The organism is Lentilactobacillus sp. Marseille-Q4993 (genome assembly GCF_951230165.1).
Classification (GTDB): domain Bacteria; phylum Bacillota; class Bacilli; order Lactobacillales; family Lactobacillaceae; genus Lentilactobacillus.
This window is the reverse complement of sequence record NZ_CATNVB010000043.1, coordinates 1-15,317: the sequence shown is the minus strand read 5'-3', so window position 1 is coordinate 15,317 and position 15,317 is coordinate 1. Positions and strand designations below refer to the sequence as shown.

Annotated in this window: 17 protein-coding genes; 9 read left to right on the top strand and 8 right to left on the bottom strand. The window is 40.3% G+C overall.

The window, feature by feature from the left end:
• Positions 1 to 128: 128 nt before the first annotated feature.
• From QOW94_RS10395 to rpmG, 6 genes are all read right to left on the bottom strand, one after another.
• Positions 129 to 908 carry a hypothetical protein gene (locus tag QOW94_RS10395; RefSeq protein ID WP_283680383.1) on the bottom strand — a complete coding sequence of 260 codons (780 nt, stop codon included), beginning with the start codon at positions 906 to 908 and terminating at the stop codon, positions 129 to 131.
• A 14-nt stretch (positions 909 to 922) separates the two neighbouring features.
• A complete protein-coding gene (locus QOW94_RS10390) occupies positions 923 to 1,840 on the bottom strand; it encodes a GH25 family lysozyme (RefSeq protein ID WP_283680382.1) in 918 nt (305 codons plus the stop codon).
• Between the two features lie 271 nt (positions 1,841 to 2,111).
• Positions 2,112 to 2,444, bottom strand: a complete 333-nt coding sequence (locus tag QOW94_RS10385) for a hypothetical protein (RefSeq protein ID WP_283680381.1) — start codon at positions 2,442 to 2,444, stop codon at positions 2,112 to 2,114.
• 289 nt (positions 2,445 to 2,733) lie between these two features.
• Entirely contained in the window at positions 2,734 to 2,868 is a 135-nt protein-coding gene (locus QOW94_RS10380; RefSeq protein WP_283680380.1) for a putative metal homeostasis protein, read from the bottom strand.
• 21 nt (positions 2,869 to 2,889) lie between these two features.
• Complete coding sequence (locus tag QOW94_RS10375; RefSeq protein ID WP_283680378.1) at positions 2,890 to 4,008, bottom strand: NAD(P)/FAD-dependent oxidoreductase; 1,119 nt, start codon at positions 4,006 to 4,008, stop codon at positions 2,890 to 2,892.
• 348 nt (positions 4,009 to 4,356) lie between these two features.
• Positions 4,357 to 4,506, bottom strand: coding sequence for a 50S ribosomal protein L33 (gene rpmG, locus QOW94_RS10370; RefSeq protein WP_283680377.1), 150 nt, complete (start codon positions 4,504 to 4,506; stop codon positions 4,357 to 4,359).
• Between the two features lie 195 nt (positions 4,507 to 4,701).
• Here rpmG and QOW94_RS10365 point away from each other — a divergent pair, with 195 nt between their 5' ends.
• The 7 genes from QOW94_RS10365 (at position 4,702) to QOW94_RS10335 (ending at position 11,830) form a co-directional block, all read left to right on the top strand.
• Positions 4,702 to 6,414, top strand: coding sequence for a hypothetical protein (locus QOW94_RS10365; RefSeq protein WP_283680376.1), 1,713 nt, complete (start codon positions 4,702 to 4,704; stop codon positions 6,412 to 6,414).
• Positions 6,415 to 6,594: 180 nt separating this feature from the next.
• The gene (locus tag QOW94_RS10360; RefSeq protein ID WP_283680375.1) at positions 6,595 to 7,044 is read left to right on the top strand and encodes a CopY/TcrY family copper transport repressor; all 450 of its coding nucleotides are present in this window, start codon (positions 6,595 to 6,597) and stop codon (positions 7,042 to 7,044) included.
• A gap of 12 nt (positions 7,045 to 7,056) precedes the next feature.
• Positions 7,057 to 7,428 carry a cupredoxin domain-containing protein gene (locus tag QOW94_RS10355; RefSeq protein ID WP_283680374.1) on the top strand — a complete coding sequence of 124 codons (372 nt, stop codon included), beginning with the start codon at positions 7,057 to 7,059 and terminating at the stop codon, positions 7,426 to 7,428.
• A 29-nt stretch (positions 7,429 to 7,457) separates the two neighbouring features.
• Positions 7,458 to 7,730, top strand: coding sequence for a cupredoxin domain-containing protein (locus QOW94_RS10350; RefSeq protein WP_283680372.1), 273 nt, complete (start codon positions 7,458 to 7,460; stop codon positions 7,728 to 7,730).
• On the top strand, positions 7,730 to 9,655 hold the full coding sequence (locus tag QOW94_RS10345) for a copper-translocating P-type ATPase (RefSeq protein WP_283680371.1): 1,926 nt from the start codon (positions 7,730 to 7,732) through the stop codon (positions 9,653 to 9,655). Before QOW94_RS10350 ends, QOW94_RS10345 begins: the two co-directional genes overlap by 1 nt.
• A 180-nt stretch (positions 9,656 to 9,835) precedes the next feature.
• Positions 9,836 to 10,492, top strand: a complete 657-nt coding sequence (locus QOW94_RS10340) for a KxYKxGKxW signal peptide domain-containing protein (RefSeq protein WP_283680370.1) — start codon at positions 9,836 to 9,838, stop codon at positions 10,490 to 10,492.
• A 3-nt stretch (positions 10,493 to 10,495) separates the two neighbouring features.
• A complete protein-coding gene (locus QOW94_RS10335; RefSeq protein WP_283680384.1) occupies positions 10,496 to 11,830 on the top strand; it encodes a collagen-binding domain-containing protein in 1,335 nt (444 codons plus the stop codon).
• A gap of 88 nt (positions 11,831 to 11,918) precedes the next feature.
• Here the strand turns inward: QOW94_RS10335 and QOW94_RS10330 are convergent, their stop codons facing one another.
• The gene (locus QOW94_RS10330) at positions 11,919 to 13,484 is read right to left on the bottom strand and encodes an Nramp family divalent metal transporter (RefSeq protein ID WP_283680369.1); all 1,566 of its coding nucleotides are present in this window, start codon (positions 13,482 to 13,484) and stop codon (positions 11,919 to 11,921) included.
• A gap of 252 nt (positions 13,485 to 13,736) precedes the next feature.
• Here QOW94_RS10330 and QOW94_RS10325 point away from each other — a divergent pair, with 252 nt between their 5' ends.
• Complete coding sequence (locus QOW94_RS10325; protein WP_283680368.1) at positions 13,737 to 14,207, top strand: hypothetical protein; 471 nt, start codon at positions 13,737 to 13,739, stop codon at positions 14,205 to 14,207.
• Positions 14,208 to 14,277: 70 nt separating this feature from the next.
• Here QOW94_RS10325 and QOW94_RS10320 read toward each other — a convergent pair whose 3' ends face one another.
• Positions 14,278 to 14,676, bottom strand: a complete 399-nt coding sequence (locus QOW94_RS10320) for a pyridoxamine 5'-phosphate oxidase family protein (RefSeq protein WP_283680366.1) — start codon at positions 14,674 to 14,676, stop codon at positions 14,278 to 14,280.
• Positions 14,677 to 14,792: 116 nt separating this feature from the next.
• Here QOW94_RS10320 and QOW94_RS10315 point away from each other — a divergent pair, with 116 nt between their 5' ends.
• Complete coding sequence (locus QOW94_RS10315; protein WP_283680365.1) at positions 14,793 to 15,191, top strand: hypothetical protein; 399 nt, start codon at positions 14,793 to 14,795, stop codon at positions 15,189 to 15,191.
• Positions 15,192 to 15,317 lie beyond the last annotated feature (126 nt).

Genomic DNA, 15,317 nt, shown 5'->3' with positions numbered 1-15,317 from the left:
TCGTCTATGGTGTAGCGATATTTAGTCAATATAAAAACTCCTAGTATATGAACCCGGAATTTTAATTGTTTCCGTGTCCAACATACTAGGAGTATCTCCTCCCTATCACACGATTTGACTTTGAGCCCTTATTTAATACTTGATACCATTTTGGCAACGATTTGAGGGGTATCACCCTTCAATGTGTAAACGGCCTTGCCACGCTGAAATTCAGCTTCTTGGCTAAGATTTGACGTGTCACCAGTGAAGAACTTAACTGAACCGCTGGCAGTTTCTGGTAATGGATTACTACTAAATAGTTCAACGGCTTGATTAGCAGTTTCTTTTGGGTCAGTATTATCAACCCGACTACCATGAATCAGTACGGACCAGTTACCCTTGTTCCAGGTAATGTATTGCTGACCGGCACCAGATTGGGTATGGCCAACTACTGAGTGATCCAATTTAACTTTAGGTAGTCCTTTTATCGAAGAGTTAGATGTATGATCGATAGCTTGATGAGCTTTTGCGGTAGATGAGTATACTCGCTTTGAAAGGAGTGCATAAACGTCAGGTGAAACATCGGCGTCGTTAAGTGGCAACCCCTTTGTCCCGTTTGAGTATGCTACCTTTGTGGTTGATCCTGACTGTGAGTACTTGATATTGACAGTCTGATCAGCTTTGATTCCGCTCTTTTGAGGTAAAGATACTCCAGAAAGTTTTGAACCTAGCTTTGAAGTGAGAGAATCAAAATCGTATTTACCATCACTTTTGGTAGCAGCCTTAGCATGCTTTTTAGTTGAGCTTGAACTGTTATTAAACCCAGCCTTGGATGCATCCTTGTAGTTTTTGCCTGAGCTATTATTTGAAGAACAGCCTGCTAAAATCAACGGAATTGCTGCAAGAAGTGCAACTTTATAGAATTTCATTGTGGTCCTCCCAATTATGCTTGAACATAACCCTTATTCGCAGTTACGTAATTACCATCGCTCGTTACAAAGTAGTAAGAACCAGTTGAGCGTTCCTTGATTCCTGTAATCTTGATGGTGTTACCGGCTGAAACGGATTTTACCCGGTTGGCCTTTTTAAAGCTTGATGAGTTGTATAGGTAAACCTTCTTGGTGGTGGTTACACTGCTAACTACACTCTTGTAGTAACTGGGAATCGTGCTTGTGTGCATACTCTCAGTTCCAACCCACCAAGAGATGGGCTTGCTTGAATTCAATATTGTACTAGCATCTACCTTTTGTTTCAAGGCCGGAACGTACTTTTTGTTTGTGTATTGCCACAAATCAGTTGCTATTGTTGGTTTTGATGAGTAATTGGCGATCCACTGAGCGTCAAATTTCTTACGAGCACTATTTGCATAAGTGGTTGCAAATGATTGGTATGAATAGAAAATCAACTTTTTGTTCGTTAACTTTCTCATTTGACTATACCAAGCCTTAACAGCAGAGTTTGTTGACCCTGATTTGACGTCATTTTCTTCGTAGTCAAGAACGTAGAACTTAGCGTTTTTGTTCGAGTGTTTGTAGAAAACTTTTGCTTCGTTTTTAGCACTAGAAGAACTAGTGAAAGTTGCGTAGTCGTATTCACCAAACGGAACACCGTACTTAGTGTAAAGGGCTGTATTATTATCAGCGTATTTATCTTCGTAGCCAGCACCATACTGACGTCTGTTGATGATGAATGATACTTGACTCTTCAGCTTAGATACCTTGCTTGAAGTTAATTTTCCTTGCCATTCAGAAATGTCAGGGATAGTCGTGGCAGCGTGAGCCGCAACGTTTGAGATTGATACGGTAATAACGCATCCTGCCGCTACAGATATTAAAGTTTTAATTAGTTTTGTAAATTTCATTTTTATTCCTCATACTCTTCCGTCTAGTTTGAGTGGAGTAAAGTCCAAGTTTGAATGTAAAGCAAAAGTACCGTTAAGACAATAGATAGAAGCTAACGGCACCGCTTAATATTCAGCTTAAACGTATGGGGCACAAGGAATACAAGCGAAATTTTCGCTTTGGTTAAGAGTATATTACAGACTGAAATATAAAATAACGGTGATTGAACAATTATTTATATGTAATAAAAACCAGTCTGACAATATCAGACTGGAAGTGATTCAAATTATACTAACTAACAATATCTACAGCACCATGATCATCAACGTGACCATCATGAACATGTTGGAGCCGACCGTTAACTAAGTAGTCAACGTGGTCGCCGTGAGGGACAGTTTCGTGACCGCAATATTCGTCATGAACCTCAGCCTTAACTTGAACCTCACCATCTGGATTTAAATCAGTTACTTCTAATTTACATTCGTCCCAATGATCTTCGTGTTGATGATGCAAATGACCATTTTCTTCAACATAATCTACATGTCCGTTATGCAAAATCTTTGTGTGGCCACACTCTAATGAGTGAACATGGTGGGTGTTTAATTCTGCTTTGTTATCTGCCATAATATCCCCTCCAAGAATAGGATTTACTAATTAAGCGCTTCCACGCTTCACCATTATTTAATCATATTTGTAAATAACTATCAAACAAAATGACTTGTATTTTCATAAAGCAAATCCTTTGGCACGCAAGGGATTAGGCCTGGTAAGGGGTAGCGGAGTTAGTAGTAATTATTACTATCTTTTCATGCTTTTTTCAAACCTGAGTGGTGTCATTTGAAGTCCATTTTAGTAATTAAAATAAAAAAGTAGGAATCAGCCAGCTTATGGCTTGATTCCTACTTTTGGGAAATTACTTTCCCTGTGATAAAGCATTGTGTCTCTTTTGGCGTTTTACTTCCTTGATGATCTTCAATGCTCGATCCCTAGTCTTAATGTTAGGGCTCTTCAACCGCCGGTAAGCAGATGCTAAATCTTGCTTTTCCATATCTAAACACTCCTTTATTGATTAGCACTCACAATCAACATCACACTCGTCAAAATTATCAAGGTACATATTTGCGTCCTTGTATGCCTGAGTGATCATCGGGTTAACAATTAACCCATTGCGGGCCAAAATTTCTTCGGTAAGTGGTGCAAAACGTTGTCTGTACTTATAGACGTAACACAGCACAACGTCATCGTGAGTAACCTGAGGTCCAATCAAGAAAATGTTTGGATACAAAGTTGACTCATCGTAATGATTTAGGACGGGGCGATTATTCTTTACCTCGAACGTCTCCTTAATCAGTGGACTCTGGCAAGCTGCAAATCCCGTCGCAAAGATTGGCCTGGTTTGTGAAACTGCTGTTGTTGTATCACTAAACGTAAGGTAATATCGTTCAGGCTCACCCTTGCGGATTGAAATTAACTCCTTACCAGGGACGATTCTGATCATATTCATGTAATTCAAAAAGCGATTAAGAGTAAAGGTAGATAGACGTTTGCTAGGATCTGGAGACTGGGAATCAATCGCCGTGGTATCTGTGAAGATGGTCGACCGAATCCCCCGTTTAGCCAGATTAATAGCTGCATCAAACCCTGCTTCATTACCACCGATAATGGTTTGCTCAGTGGGTTCAAAGTCATCATAGTCCGAGATTGATGAGTAATGGATTCCAAAGTTTTTACCAGGAATTTCCGGACTATAAGGGTAGGAGAAATCACCAATTCCAACAAAAACGTAACGGGCTTCAATTACCTGGTGTGAAGAAAGCTGCAGTTGGTAACTGTTGTGATTGTGAATAATTCTAGTCACTTCGGTGTTACCGATAACTGGTAATTGATTGCGCAGTGAAACGGTCCGCAAATATGTAGCATATTCCTGACCAGAGGGGTGCTCTGATTGTAGGGAAAATGCAGGTGAAGAATTGGGAGTCACTGCATTTAAATCCGGGTAACCGAAACCGTTAGTGGTGAAGGACGGTGAGATAAAGTGGGTCTCGTGGTTCCAATTGTCGAAGGTTGAGCCAACTTTGTCCTTGTCTAAAATTACGAAATTACTAATCCCGTAATTCTGTAACGTAACTCCCAAGCCAACTCCTGCGGGGCCGGCTCCGATGATTACGATTGAATAACTGTCATTCAAAAGCACGTCGTCCTTTCCTTATCGCATTAATGATTACGATTCATCTGCTAGTTCTAGGCAACTGGTTAATAACGTTACACGGTCGCTATTAACCCCATTAGTATATTGGAAGCACTGAATATATTATTGGTGCTGACCAGGAAAAGCAGATAATGATGAATATGGGTTAGTTCGAAGTAATGAAAAAACGCCTCGAAGTAAATAGTAATCATTACGATTTGTTATTATCAACCAAAGATGGTTTACATGTCAAGGGGGTAAAGCAACTTTTGATCATTTTGACAATAAAAAAACCAGTTATCTGCTAATTAGCTAGCAAATAACTGGTTTTATGATGAAGAAGAAAAATTAGTTTTTCTTTTCTTCAAAGATAACTCTCTTCTTGAGCTTTTGTGAATACTTCATTAACTTAAGCTTGTCTGGAGTGTTACGACGATTCTTAGTAGTTAAGTATTCTTCGCCGGTTTCCTTATTGTGTAATACAACATGAACGCGCATTCTTAATTCCTCCGATCGTAGATGGTAATATGCATACCATTCAAATATATATTATTTTCCAAAAATGTCAATAGTTGAGGGGGAATTTGAGCTGGCTTTTAAAAAAGGGTAGACAATTATTACTGATTGTGGGTAAAATAATTCTCGTTGCTGTAAACAGTAATAATTACTATTTAGAACGGTGGAGAGTTACAAATGAAGAAAAGATACATAGGGGCAAGTGCCGCATTTTTGTTAGCTTTGAGTGCGGGAGCAGTATTAACAGATCAGACCAGTGTTTCAGCAGAAGCTGCAGTTACGAAACAAGCACCAACTGCTAACAGCTCTGAATCATTTACCTTCAGTTTGGTAAATGGGATGCCAGTTAGTTTTGAAAAGAATATTATTGTTGATGTCATGGATGGTGGTCAGGTAGTTACAACGAAGACTATCAAGAGCACTGAATCAGAATATCCAGACGCAAACAACTCTGGTTTTACATTATCAGAAAAGGACGGCTTGAAGTCAGGCCATAACTATTCATTTAGACTTTACGATGGCAAACAAGAGTGGAAAGTTTTAGACAGCTCATTCACGTTTGGCAAGGATAAAGCAAAGAGCTTTGAAGTAGATGCCCAAGCCTTACAACAAGGCACCAAGACTTTCAAAATTGTCGATAGTAAGACTGGCAAACCAGTATCAGGGGCAGTAGTTACAGCCGTTCAAAATATCGATAATCCAGTTAATATCGATAAGCAGAGTGATCAAAACGGAATCGTTCAGTTCCTTACTAGTGATAAGAACTTCAACCGAGACGTCATTTACTCATTAGACGTTAAGGGTTACGAAATCAAAGATGGAATGCCAAACTGGAATTTGATTGGTGGCGAAGATGGTAAGGACGTAACCACGGTTAAGGTTGCAGCTGAAAAGCCAGTGGTTGCTGATAAGAGTGAAGACTTTACCTTTAGTTTGCTGAATGGAATGCCAGTTAGTTACGACAAGGATATCACTGCAAAAGTCCTGGACGGAGATAAGGTAGTCGCAACTAAGGTCATCAAGAGCACGAAGGAAGAATACCCAAGTGCCAAGAATTCTGGATTTACTCTATCCACTAATGATGGTTTACAAGACGGTAAAAAATACAGCGTTAAGTTGTACGATGGCAAACAAGAATGGAAAGTTTTAGACAGTTCATTCACGTTTGGCAAGGATAAAGCAAAGAGCTTTGAAGTAGATGCCCAAGCCTTACAACAAGGCACCAAGACTTTCAAAATTGTCGATAGTAAGACCGGCAAACCAGTATCAGGGGCAGTAGTCACTGCTGTTCAAAATATCGACAACCCAGTAAATATTGATAAGCAGAGTGATCAAAACGGAATCGTTCAGTTCCTTACTAGCGATAAAAACTTCAATCGAAACGTCATTTACTCATTAGACGTTAAGGGTTACGAAATCAAGGACGGGATGCCAAATTGGAATTTGATTGGTGGCGAAGATGGTAAGGACGTGACCACGGTTAAGGTTGCAACCAAGGAAGTGACTCCTGCAAAGGATCAAGAAGTTACTTCATCAACTCCAGCAGGCTCAGTAATCCAACCAAGTTCAAGTTCAGTAAGTGGCACAAATGATGCCAACTCTGCATCTGTGCCAAGTAGTTCATCACAACAACCAGTCAAGGTTAAGAAGACCGGGGTTGATTTGATTTCTATTAAGGCTGTTCATAAGGCAAAACCAGTTAAGGTTAGCGGAAAGCACCGTTTCTACAAGAATACAATGCTTTCCAAATGGGTTAAGACTAGTACCAAGAAACAATTCAGAGTAACTGCTAAGGTAACCGTAAGTAAAAATGGTAAGAAACTTAGCTACTATAAATTAGTTGATAGCCACAAACACGTTTATTATGTTTGGAATGGGTTTGTAAAATAATAAAATCAGTGCCGAGGTAGATTATTCTGATCCCCGGTTTGTAAGAGTAGAACAACGAAAGCACAGATTCGTGCATAAGTTGTTCTACTCTTTTTTTGCGTTTTGTGTTGACAACTGTAAACGAATGAGATAAATTATAGATGTAGTTTACAAGTGTAAACAAGAATGGAGAAGATAATTATGGAAATGACAGCGACTGAGATGACAACATCTGAATGGGACATCATGAGGATTATTTGGACTTTAGGTAAGGCAAGTAGTAACGATGTCATCAAAGCAATCCAACAGGAGAAAGACTGGACAGAGTCAACTATCAAAACTTTACTCCGGAGGTTGGTTACTAAGGATGCCCTCGCTACTGATCGTGATGGTCGCCGGTTTATCTATACTCCAAAGATTGACGAACGTAAGGCGATGTCAGAAACTGCTGAGGACCTATTTAGCAGAATGTGTAACATGAGGAAGGGCTCAGTCATCACTGAATTGATTGAATCTAGTCCCCTTAGTAAGGCTGACATTATGGCGATGCAGGAATTGCTAGCTGAAAAAATGAAGACTGCACCTGATATGGTTGAATGCAATTGCATGCCGGGAATGGAAAATGGTTCTGACTGCTGCAAGATGGACTAGGAGGTTCAAAAGATGATTAAAATTATTGTGCTAATTGTTGGGTTGGCGTTAATTGGATTTATTGCTTGGTGGTTCTTTGGGAAGCATGAGGCTGAAGAAAAGGCTGCTGAAGTTGTGAATGATAAGCAAGTGGTAGATGTTGAGGTGAGTGGTGGCTATTCACCCGAGGTCGTTGTTTTGAAAAAGGGCGTTCCGGCAGTTTTAAACTTCACGCGAAAAGATGCGTCAAGTTGTTTGGATAGAGTCGTGTTCTCGGATTTTGGGATCAACGAAGAGTTGCCTCAAAATGAGGAAGAGTCAATCACGATTGATACAAGCAAACCTGGTGAGTATAGCTGGGCATGTGGGATGGATATGTTCCACGGCAAATTAATTATTCAATAAAAATAGTAATAATATGGAGGAATTGGATTATGACAGCAGAAAAGCAAATCGTTGAGGTAATAGTAGATAAGGGTTATTCACCAGCAACCGTGGAATTGAAGCAGGGCGTTCCCGCTGAACTTCATTTTAAACGGACAAGTGAACAGGGATGTCTAGATGTTGTTCACTCAAACGAGCTAGGATTTGAAGAAAACTTACCAGTAAACGAAGTTAAGAAGGTTGATTTACCAACTGATAAGGTGGGAGAATTTGACTTCAGCTGTGGAATGGATATGTTCCATGGAAAAGTGGTGATTCAATAATGAAAATCACGACTAGATTCTGGGTATCACTTATTTTTTCTCTACCAATGTTGGCAAATATGGTTTTAATGCCTTTTGGGTGGATGTTGCCGGGCGGTGAGTGGACGATGCTGATTTTGACTACGGTTGTCATGGCGGTGTCCGCAAGACCGTTTGTCACTAGTGCCTGGGCATCGTTCAAGAAACACCACTCCAATATGGATACGTTGGTAGCGATTGGAACAGCAACGGCTTATATTTACAGTATTTATGCCATGATTACTAACCAACCAGTATTCTTTGAAAGTGCTGCTTTCGTAACAACATTCGTTCTTTTGGGACAGGTATTTGAAGAACGGATGAGAAATAATGCGTCAAACGCCGTTGAAAAACTAGTTAATTTGCAGGCTAAGGAAGCTGAAGTATTCAAAGACGGTGAGTTTAAAAAGGTTCCGTTAGCTGATGTCATTGAAGGTGATCTCATTCGGGTTCGGCCTGGTGAAAAAATCGCCGTTGATGGCGTGATTGCTGATGGTAACTCAACGATTGATGAATCAATGGTGACTGGGGAAAGCATGCCCGTTGAGAAACAGGCAGGAGACTCAGTCATTGGATCAACGATTAATAACACGGGAACATTTACCTTTAAGGCAAGTAAGGTCGGCGATGATACAATGCTGGCACAAATCGTAGAGTTGGTTAAGAAGGCTCAAAATAGTCATGCCCCAATTCAAAACCTAACTGATAAGGTCTCAGACATTTTTGTCCCCGTAGTATTGATGCTTGCAATCGGAACGTTCTTGGTTTGGTACGTCTTACTTGGGGCCCCCGTTGCAAACGCACTGATTTTTGCCGTTTCGGTTGTAGTTATCGCATGTCCATGTGCGCTTGGATTAGCGACCCCGACTGCTTTAATGGTTGGAACCGGCCGTGGTGCTAAAATGGGAATTTTAATCAAAAACGGCGAAGTACTCGAAGAAGTAAATGAAGTCAAGACGGTTGTGTTTGATAAGACAGGAACCATCACTGAAGGTAAGCCAAAGGTAACCGATATTGTTGGCAATGAAAATGAAGTGCTAGCGATTGCAAGTGCCCTTGAACAATCTTCAGAGCATCCACTCGCAGCGGCAATCAATAATGAAGCCAAAAGCCAGAAAATCGAACCATCTGAAATTAGCGACTTCCAAGCTATTCGAGGTGAGGGAGTTACCGCAATTATCAATGGTCAGATGGCAATGGTTGGTAATGATAAATTGGTCACTGGCGTATCAGTCAGCGATAGTTTGAAAAACCAAGCTGCTGAACTTCAAAATGCTGCAAAAACGGTTGTGTACGTCGGCTTAGGTGATGAGGTGATTGGACTTGTTGCGATTCAAGATGCACCAAAGGAAACTTCAGCTGAGGCAATTGCTGAATTGAAGGCAAACGGTCTGATGCCAGTGATGTTAACTGGTGATAACGAGCGAGTTGCTAAGGCGATTGCAAGTCAAGTCGGAATCGATGAGGTAGTTGCAGATGTGTTGCCAGGAGATAAGGCGGATCACGTTAAGAAGCTTCAATCAGAGGGCAAGGTAGCGTTTGTTGGTGATGGAATCAATGATGCGCCGGCTTTGAGTACTGCTGATGTGGGAATCGCAATGGGTTCTGGAACTGATATTGCAATTGAATCTGGCGGTATCGTACTGGTTAAGAATGATTTACGGGATGTTGCCAAAGCACTTGAGTTGAGTCGCAAGACGTTCAATCGAATTAAACTAAACTTATTCTGGGCATTTATCTATAATGTTCTAGGAATTCCGGTTGCGGCTGGGGTATTCTACTTCATTGGAATGACATTGAGCCCTGAGTTGGCTGGATTGGCGATGGCGTTTAGTTCGTTGTCAGTGGTAACTAGTTCAGTTCTATTGAATAAGGCGAAGATTCAACCGAAATTAAAATTAAGCTAAATGACTACCTAAAGAAACTATTCTACGTTAAGAATGGTTTCTTTTTGTTATATGGGCATTTGCAGAGCTTCCTCCGACACTTTGTATAAAAGTGTTGTTCATATTATGTAACTAAAATGTTACAGTCCTATTCGTGTGAACAATTAAAAAAGGGTTTTGCGATTAGAAAAGGGGAAAATTTTGGAAAAGCTTAGGTATAAAATGTACAAAGATGGTAAACAATGGGTATTTGCAGCGGTAACTGCGTTTGTATTAGTAGCAGGGGCTGGGGTTGTTGGAGTGAATGCTGATGAAATAAGTGATCAGCAAGCAACAAGTGCGGCAATGACTCAAAGCCAAAAGGTAAGTAGTGGTACTGGTACTGATAGTTCGCGGACTAGCTCCGTAGTATTGGAAAGCCAACCACAGAATAGTAAGGATGAACAATCAAGTTCAATTACAAATGATAGCCAATCAAATGACGATGTTACAGGCGAAAAAGGGACTATAAGTAGCAGTAGATTAGTGGCTACAAGTAGTAGTAATGCAGTGAATGCAAGCAGTAATAAATCAGATAAAAATACTGATGCTATTGCTGAAGCACCAGCAACGATTGATAAAGATACCGCAGCTGGAGTAAATACATCTGAAGTTGAAGAGGATAATGCCCTTGGAATTGCCGCTCTATATGGTATTTTCACTAAACATTTGACTTTGAATGCTGATACAAATAGTAATTTTGCTACTGAGAATCTTGATAAAGGGACAACTGACTTTGGATCACGTGGATCAAAGAATAGCGATAAAAAGTCAGATACATATCATAGTTTGTCAGATAAAGATTTATACTATATTTAAAAAATTACGGGAGACAATAATCTCCTTGAAAATAGTTTTAGATGGACAGGCGAAAACCGAGTTGTTCTTGGAAGTGATGTTGACGTCACTGTTAAGGATGGCAAAGTGTCGATTAACGGAGTAGAAATTACTGGTCTTACATCTGAAGAGGTGGTCAAAGATAAAAGTGGTAGTCAGTACATTGATTTTGATAAGGCATTTGATGAACTAAAAGATAAATCAGATAAGTACGAGAATCAGGAACAAACGAATGGTGTAGTTGTTAATCCAGACATGAACCAAACTAAGATTGATGTCTCTAATGTTGCGGCTGGAACCAAAACGATATACGTTAAAGTACCACTTAGTGTACTTCAAGGAAATGGTCAAGTATTTATAAGTGGACTATCATCCAAAGATGATGGGGCGACTGTTATTTTGTCAGCTGATTATGGTAATAACGAAGTTACTACAATCAACTCTGGGATTAAGGTTCAGTATATTTATGATAATAACCAAACACAAACCGGTTCTTCAGAAACCCATAAATTACCAAATCATGTACTTTGGAATTTTGGTAATCAGTTAACTAACTTAACAATCAGTGGTGCATGGCTAGGCAGTATTCTAGCTCCAGATGCCAATATCACTACTAACGTGAATGTTGATGGTAATATCGTTGGGGCAGAAGTAGCCATTGGTGGTGAAAACCATGGGTGGGATTTACAGCCTGGTGAACCATCACCAGATCCAGACCCAACACCAGATCCAGACCCAACACCAGAGCCAGACCCAACACCAGAGCCAGACCCAACACCGGATCCAAAGCCAACACCAGAGCCAGACCCAACACCGGATCCAAAGCCAACACCAGAGCCAGACCCAACACCGGATCCAAAGCCAACACCAGAGCCAGACCCAACACCAGATCCAAAACCCAACATACCAGATGTACCAAGTGAGCCAAACACACCAGAAATACCGGATGAGCCACATAACCCAAGCACTCCCGATACACCTGTTGTCCCGTCAACACCAGAATCACCAATTATTCCCGATGAACCTCACAATCCATCAAGAATAGATTTAACTACTGGAACATCCGTTGTTGGCACAGGATATAGTCAGTCTCAAACAACACTTTCGAATGAGCAACATAATCCAGCTAGTGTTTCTGGTCAACCTGAATTGCCATCACCAATCTTGAAAGAAACACCTGTTTCATCTCAACAGGTTAAGCTTCCACAAACTAGTGATGATAGCAAGTCTGCAACAAGTTTGAAAATAGTAGGAGAATTACTTTTAGCTACTACTTCAATTGCTTTATTAGCTGCAGTAATTAGAAAAAGAAAAGCATAGTAATCAAAAAAGCTCCGAATCTAAACCGATTCGGAGCCTTTTTATACGTGTCAGGCGGACACCTTTTTTAACTACGGATGGAACTGAATTAGGCTTCTTGGGTCTGAAGTCTGAACTTCTTGTTGCTCTTGTAAAGATCATAGATTTTCCATGCTAATAGGGCAATGATAAGGAAAATCAGTACGTAAGCAATATTGTCAGCTAGATGAAGCTGAGCAGCAGTTGCGTTGTCACCGAAGAATCCTTCGATGTTGTCAGGAAGACCCTTCAAGTTAAGGAAAGTTAAGGCTACTACTGAGATCCAGCCAAGGCCGTTAACGATTCTTGAGTTCTTGAACCTGTTACCCATTTCCTCAGCGGAATTAGTCATCATCAATAATGGTAACATTGAGAATGGAAGGGCAAATGCTAAGAATACTTGAGAGTTATTCATCAATGTGTTTAGCGCTTCGTGTTGGCGAATGGCTGATTGACCACTCGTCATTGCAACACAGAACAAAACTGGAATAACTGAAATCAACCGAGTTACCAAACGACGTAACCACAATGGCATCTTCATGTGAATGAAACCTTCCATGATAACTTGTCCGGTAAGGGTACCAGTAATAGTTGAGTTTTGACCTGAAGCAAGTAAAGCAACGGCAAACAAAATTGATAAAATCCCTGACTTTGCAACGGCAATTAAAATACCGTTACTTAGTACAGATGTATCTGAAAGTGCTTGGAATAATCCGAAGAATGATGGATCTTTAACAGCACCAGTCTTAAATACCGCAACCCCCATTATTAGCAATAATGAGTTGACAACGAAAGCAAACGATAACTGGATGTTTGAATCCCAAGTTGAGAAACGAACTGCTCTAGCTACATCTTTTTCGTCGTTATGATCGATCTTCCGAGTTTGAGAAACAGCGGAATGAAGGTAAAGATTATGTGGCATAACAGTTGCCCCAATAATTCCAAGGGCACCTTGTAATGGGTTGATACCACCAATATTAGGAGAGCCAGCGAACGTGTTACCAGTTGGAACTAACCCTGCAAAGATTCCCAACCAGTTTGGTTGTGAAAGGGCAACTTGGTAAACGAAGACAAACAGAATAACTAAGATTAAACAAACAACGATAGCTTCAATCTTTCTGAATCCAACTTTAGTTAATAATAGCAAGATTAATACATCAAAAACGGTGATAAAAACTGCATAAACTAATGGAATATGGAATAAAAGATATAAAGCAATGGCTGCACCGATAACCTCAGCGATATCTGTCGCCATAATAGCTAGCTCGGTTAGAATCCAGAGAACGATTCCTAAAGCCTTACTGGTTCTTGCTCTAATTGCTTGTGCAAGATCCATTTGAGTCACAATGCCCAGTTTAGCCGCCATGTACTGCAATAACATTGCAATTAAACTCGACATTAAGATCACAGACATTAGTAAGTATTGGAAGTTTTGACCACCAGTAATTGATGTTGACCAATTACCTGGATCCATATATCCAACCGCTACTAATGCACCCGGCCCAGAATACATAAATAATGTTTTCCAGAATCCTTTTCCTTTAGGTACCTCAACTGTTCCGTTGATTTCTTCCAAAGAACGACCATTTGCGTATTCAATTAAATGATGCTTCTTCGGAGTTTGTTGCTTATCCATATTGGACATCTCCTTCGTTGGACTTGTTGGTCCGCCTGAACATCCTCACTTATAGTAGCACCAGCCAAACTAAAATAAAACCCCAGGAAGGCCGTCGTAAAGGCGTTTTCCGGATGACTGAATAGTGATAACCTTATTACTTCGGGATTGGAAACGTTAACAAAACAAAATGTGATTTTTTTGTGAATTTATAGTAAGCAAAAACTTATGTGGAGTATACTGATTGCATCAACTCGGGTGGGAGTGGGTACTATGAAGCGAATCATTAAGTTTGTAGCCAAGTATATGCTCTACATTATTGGCGCGGCAATTGCTCTTTTTTTAGTGACCTGGTTCACTGGAGATTTAAACACGTCTGTGCTCAATATTGATGTTAATCTGCGGAGCATCTATCTGGTTATCAATTGTTTGATGCTGCCGCTATTTCGGATGATGGTTCCAAGCTGGTATGCTAGTGACCCTAAACAGTTTGAAAGTTATAAGGACCGAGCAATGAACCTTCATTATGAGGACATGAATCAAAATCATAAAGACCGAATTTGGACGGCAAACGGAACCCGGATAAATCCGTGGGAATACACGCAGGATACTACCCAGACTTATCAGCATGCATCTGACTTTGCTTACACGTTTTGTAGAAATCTGCTGATAAATATTTTATTCATTTGGTTGTCACCATTGTTTTGGATAATTGTATTTTTTCTCCACAGGAATCGTAGTTAGACAAAGAAAGCCACCTTCAATTTTCAAAAACTGAAGGTGACTTTCTTTTGTTTATTTGGACTACCCGTTATTATTCTTCTTCAATCTTACCAGCTAATGGTCCCGGATCTAACGTCCAAATTTTTTCAATCGTAATCACTCCGGCAGCCTTTGGGTAGGGGTATTTACCGTCGGCCCAGGCGACAGCATTATCGAAGTATTCACCACTGGTGTAAAGTTTGGCAGGACCACCAAACCGGTATCCATGGAGAGCTTTGGCGTTGGCAACTGCGACAATTGCTTTTGCGTCTGCCTCAATATTTGCTTGGGTTTGACCGCCAGTCATTTCGTTGTAAATTAGGTGACTATCGTCTAATACCCGCATTGAAATTTTAGGGCCAATATCTGGGTTGCCATCGGCATCAACAGTTGCAATATACGAAAGCTCATCTTTGAGTAAAATTTTCATGTCATCAGTTAACTTTGCCATTTTAAACTCCCCCTTAAATTTTATGGCGTCATTGTATTACTTATTTTTGGTAAGCTCAAATAAATGCATTTTCCAATCTGATTATGTATACTTTTGGCCAAAAGGGGGACTGAACGATGACACAACAATTAGGGGAAAAAGATTTAGGGACTTACGAATACGTTTCAAAAGTATATAACGATAACATGCGAATTCCGGCCTATAAATTGCCCAAAGAGATAGGCGAGGGTGAACAGACAATTTTTGATAGCGACTTGATTACAATGATCATGGAAATAAAAAATCAGCGGGTTTTAAAGGTTACTATAATTACTGACAGTCCGCGCTCAACTGAGTATATGCAGGTGTTTGAGGGCTTTGAATTTGGACTAGAGGCGCTTGGGACTTGGATTAATACCTATCACCGTTCAACAACTAATCATGGCCCGGCCGAGGATGTCGTCAACGGAATTTTGGCCAGTTATAATACGACAGATGATGATGTTTTGACGGTTAGTCTTACGAGAGCGCAGTAAAAAAAAGGCTGGGACATAAGTCACGCCGATAAATAAACTGGACCATATTTTCCATGATTCTTCGGAAAATATGGTCCAGTTTTTCTTTTACCGCTAAGCAAGGAAATAAAATAGCCATCATCAAAG

Excerpts from the sequence above, each read along its gene's own strand:
- QOW94_RS10395 (WP_283680383.1), bottom strand. The coding sequence starts at position 908 with ATGAAATTCTATAAAGTTGCACTTCTTGCAGCAATTCCGTTGATTTTA.
- QOW94_RS10390 (WP_283680382.1), bottom strand. The coding sequence starts at position 1,840 with ATGAAATTTACAAAACTAATTAAAACTTTAATATCTGTAGCGGCAGGA.
- QOW94_RS10385 (WP_283680381.1), bottom strand. The coding sequence starts at position 2,444 with ATGGCAGATAACAAAGCAGAATTAAACACCCACCATGTTCACTCATTA.
- QOW94_RS10380 (WP_283680380.1), bottom strand. The coding sequence starts at position 2,868 with ATGGAAAAGCAAGATTTAGCATCTGCTTACCGGCGGTTGAAGAGCCCT.
- rpmG (WP_283680377.1), bottom strand. The coding sequence starts at position 4,506 with ATGCGCGTTCATGTTGTATTACACAATAAGGAAACCGGCGAAGAATAC.
- QOW94_RS10365 (WP_283680376.1), top strand. The coding sequence starts at position 4,702 with ATGAAGAAAAGATACATAGGGGCAAGTGCCGCATTTTTGTTAGCTTTG.
- QOW94_RS10360 (WP_283680375.1), top strand. The coding sequence starts at position 6,595 with ATGGAAATGACAGCGACTGAGATGACAACATCTGAATGGGACATCATG.
- QOW94_RS10355 (WP_283680374.1), top strand. The coding sequence starts at position 7,057 with ATGATTAAAATTATTGTGCTAATTGTTGGGTTGGCGTTAATTGGATTT.
- QOW94_RS10350 (WP_283680372.1), top strand. The coding sequence starts at position 7,458 with ATGACAGCAGAAAAGCAAATCGTTGAGGTAATAGTAGATAAGGGTTAT.
- QOW94_RS10345 (WP_283680371.1), top strand. The coding sequence starts at position 7,730 with ATGAAAATCACGACTAGATTCTGGGTATCACTTATTTTTTCTCTACCA.
- QOW94_RS10330 (WP_283680369.1), bottom strand. The coding sequence starts at position 13,484 with ATGGATAAGCAACAAACTCCGAAGAAGCATCATTTAATTGAATACGCA.
- QOW94_RS10325 (WP_283680368.1), top strand. The coding sequence starts at position 13,737 with ATGAAGCGAATCATTAAGTTTGTAGCCAAGTATATGCTCTACATTATT.
- QOW94_RS10320 (WP_283680366.1), bottom strand. The coding sequence starts at position 14,676 with ATGGCAAAGTTAACTGATGACATGAAAATTTTACTCAAAGATGAGCTT.
- QOW94_RS10315 (WP_283680365.1), top strand. The coding sequence starts at position 14,793 with ATGACACAACAATTAGGGGAAAAAGATTTAGGGACTTACGAATACGTT.